The sequence below is a fragment of the Pseudoalteromonas sp. genome (genome assembly GCF_041629635.1).
Classification (GTDB): Bacteria; Pseudomonadota; Gammaproteobacteria; order Enterobacterales; family Alteromonadaceae; genus Pseudoalteromonas.
On the sequence record NZ_JBFKMX010000218.1, the window covers coordinates 1 to 3,842 of the forward strand.

Consider the following 3,842-nt stretch of genomic DNA (forward strand, 5'->3'; position numbering starts at 1 on the left):
CAGACCTCAGTAACTAAATTAAGCGAAAGAGCTGTTTTTGCATCAATTGGGTCGGCAAGGTGAGTGAGCTTTAATGCTTGATCATAAGGCATTAAGCCTTGCAACATCACACTGCCAGCCATATCAGGCGTGAGCCCCCAGCGCGTTTCCATAATTGAAAGCTGAGCATCTTTACTGGCAAGGCGAAAGTCGGCACCTAAAGCTATTTGCATACCGCCACCAAAACAACGGCCATGAATTTTACAAATGACCGGTGCTTTTATTTCTTGCCAACCAAGGGTGACACGCTGTGCTAAATTTGCATTGCCAGGCAGCCATTTAAACAATAGCTTAACCATAGTAAGTGCAGAGCGGCTGATACTTTTAACATCTAGGCCAGTACAAAAATCATTGCCATTTGCGTCAATAATGACTAAGCGCAATGACTTTTCTTTTTTAAGTTGTTTAATAATGCTGTCGAGCTGGATAAAACTATCAAAACTCAGTGCATTGAGTTTTTCAGCGCGGTCAAAGGTGACGGTGGCAATTCCTGCATCAATACTTAAGGTGATTAGGTGCTTCATTTTTATTCTCATCCGACCTGTTGGGTGTTTGAGATTAACGTGGAAAAAAGCTGCTGTAAAGCGCCATACTTCACGCTAGGTTCATATTTTCTTTGCAAAATAACGGCGTTATTCAGCATATTAGATATTAAAAATATGCCCGTGTTTATTTGCTAAAAATTAGTTAAATATTAAATTACATTTAATGCCATGTCGTATTATGATTGATAACCAGAAGATTTTATTAGAAATTTCGGCGCGTTTGCTGGAAACAAAAATTTGCTCTATTTGTGATGAGGGAGAGTTGCATGTTAAGAACCACATTAAAAAAGATTAGTTCCCCGACTAAGTCCGCGTTGTTTGTTAGTTGTATTTTGTTGGGACCAATAGCACTTTCGGGGTGTGGTAAAGAGCAAGTAGTGCAAAAGGCGCCAGCTCCAGCTGTTTCTGTTTATACGGTAAACAGTGACTTGGTGGGTACTTATCGTGAATTTACAGCACGTACTCAAGCATCAAAAGAAGCAGAAATCACCACCCGAGTTCAAGGCGAATTGATTGAGCGTAAGTTTGTGGAAGGTTCTAAGGTTAAAAAAGACGATTTATTGCTAAAAATCGATCCAAGTGAATATCAAGCGTTAGTGGCACAATATGATGCCGACCTTAAATCGAAAATTGCTGGCGCTGCTGGCGCTGCACGTGATTTGAAGCGTGGTAAAGAAGTTGCAGACCAAGGTTTTATTTCGCAATCCGATTTAGACAAATTGATTACCAATGCAGCGCAAACACAAGCGGCTGTTAAGGCCGGTGAGGCCGCTTTAACCAAAGCAAAATTAGATTTAAGTTACACTGAAATTAGTGCGCCTTTTGATGGACAAATTGGCCGAGTGAACATTGATGTGGGTAATATTATTAGCCCACAAAGTGGGGTGCTTGCGACAATTACTGCAATTGATCCAATTTATGTAAACTTCTCAGTTGAAGAGGCGCTTTACACCACTTACTTGCAGGAGCATCACAGCATTAAAAGCCCTGATCAAGTACCGATTGATTTAAAAATTCGCTTACCAAATAACACTGAGTACGCAGAAGCGGGCATGCTCGATTTTGCCGATACTAAAATTGACAGTAATACAGGTACTGTTGAGCTTCGAGCGACTTTCCCTAATCCAAATGGCATTGTGTTACCTGGCTTATTTGTAAAACTGATTGCTGAGAGCAAAAATAAATCGCAAATGGCGTTAGTGCCACAGGCAGCAGTACAAGAAAATCAGCAAGGTAAGTTTGTATTGGTTGTAGATAGCAATAATAAAGTTACTACCCGTCATGTTGATTTAGGTCGTCGTGTTAATGCCATGTGGGTAGTAAATTCAGGCATTGAAGCCGGTGAGAAGATTATTATTGAAGGCCTACAAAAAGTGCGCCCTGGCGTTGAAGTAAACCCAGTTGATAAAAATGTAGATGCGGTAACTGGTGTTATCACAAACAGCGCAGAGTAGGTGAGATAAATGATTAGTAAAACGTTTATTAATCGGCCTAAATTTGCGCTGGTTATTTCGATTGTTATAACGCTTGCGGGTTTAATTTCGTTATACCTGTTACCTGTAAACATGTACCCAGAGATCACGCCACCGCAAATTCAGGTAACGGCAGTTTACCCTGGTGCAAGTGCGCAAGTGGTAGAGGAGTCGGTGATCCGGCCCATCGAAGAGCAAATCAATGGTGTGGAAGATATGCTCTACATCGAATCTACAGCTGCAAATAATGGTACAGCAACGATCACTGTGTACTTTAAAGTAGGTACTGACGATGATATGGCGCAAGTTAACGTACAAAACCGCGTAGCATTAGCTGAGGCGGGGTTACCTGAAGAAGTTAAGCGTCAAGGCGTTGTGGTACGTAAACAGTCAAGCAATATGCTCTTGGGTGTAACACTTTATAGTTCACAAGAAAACCTCGACGATATTTTCTTAAGTAATTATGCAACCAACTACTTAACCGAGCCGCTAGGTCGTATTCCAGGTGTTGCCAATGCAGAAGTGATGGGTGAAAAAACTTACTCAATGCGTATTTGGCTAAACCCAAATAAAATGGCGTCGCTTGGGGTGGCTGTATCGGATGTGCAAAATGCACTAAAAGAGCAAAACTTAATTGTTGCCGCGGGTAAATTAGGTGCAAGCCCTGCTCCCAAAAATCAGCAATTTGAATACTCGATTCAAGCGCGCGGACGTTTAAAAACGCCTGATGAATTTGGCGATACCATTATCCGAGCTACCACCGAAGGTAACTTTGTTCGTTTATCAGATATCGGCCGCATTGAATTAGGCTCTAAAATTTATGGTTTTACAGCAAAATTAAACGGCAACGATACGGCATTTTTGGTTATTTACCAATTACCTGATGCGAATGCGACCGAAGTGGCAGCAAATGTTAAAAAAGAAATGGAAGTTCTTGCTGAGCGTTTCCCTGATGGCCTTCATTACAGTATTCCTTACGACACTACCGAGTTTATTAACCGCTCAATTGATGAAGTAGTAATTACCCTTTACCAAGCGGTGGCGTTGGTAATCTTAGTGGTGTTCTTATTTTTACAAAACTGGCGTGCAACGCTTATTCCTTCTGTGGCTATTCCAGTATCGTTGGTAGGTACGTTTGCCTTTATGATGTTGATGGGTTACTCAATTAACACCATTACTTTATTTGGTCTTGTACTGGCAATCGGTATCGTGGTTGATGATGCGATTGTTGTTATTGAAAACGTTGAGCGTATTTTAAAAGAAGAGAAATTGCCGATTAAAGAGGCGGTAACCAAGGCAATGGAACAAGTGTCAGGGCCAATTGTGGCGACCACGTTAGTTCTTTTAGCGGTATTTGTACCGGTTGGTTTTATGCCGGGCATTACCGGTGAGCTTTATAAGCAGTTCTCGGTGACAATTTCATTTGCTGTATTAATTTCGTCGATTAATGCACTAACATTAAGCCCCGCGCTTTGTACTTTGCTATTAAGTGAAAAGGCAATGAAGCCAGTGAAATGGCTTGCACCTGTTGAACGTGGCATTGAATCATCAACTGCAAAATATTCATCTAGTGTAAATTGGTTATTAAAACGTTCTGCGCGTGTGGGTGTTGTAACTGTATTGCTTTTTGCCGCTACGGGTTGGTTAACAAAAGCGGTACCAACGGCTTTTGTGCCTGCAGAAGATCAAGGCTATTTATTTGTTGATGTACAATTGCCTGATGCAGCAGCAAGTGGCCGTACAGCGGAAGTAATGGCTAAAATTAATGATGTGATTTTGGCTGATC

General features: G+C 41.4%; 3 protein-coding genes. 2 read left to right on the plus strand and 1 reads right to left on the minus strand.

What is annotated here, in order from left to right; all coding sequences use genetic code 11:
- Nucleotides 1–563 (minus strand): enoyl-CoA hydratase-related protein (locus ABYD77_RS18240; protein WP_372771519.1); only part of this gene is annotated, 563 nt, incomplete at its 3' end.
- A 287-nt stretch (nt 564–850) separates the two neighbouring features.
- Here ABYD77_RS18240 and ABYD77_RS18245 point away from each other — a divergent pair.
- Nucleotides 851–2,038 (plus strand): efflux RND transporter periplasmic adaptor subunit, encoded by a 1,188-nt coding sequence (locus ABYD77_RS18245; RefSeq protein WP_372771520.1) that lies wholly within the window; start codon nt 851–853, stop codon nt 2,036–2,038.
- A gap of 9 nt (nt 2,039–2,047) precedes the next feature.
- Nucleotides 2,048–3,842: efflux RND transporter permease subunit (locus ABYD77_RS18250; RefSeq protein WP_372771521.1), on the plus strand; the 1,795-nt coding region annotated here is incomplete at its 3' end.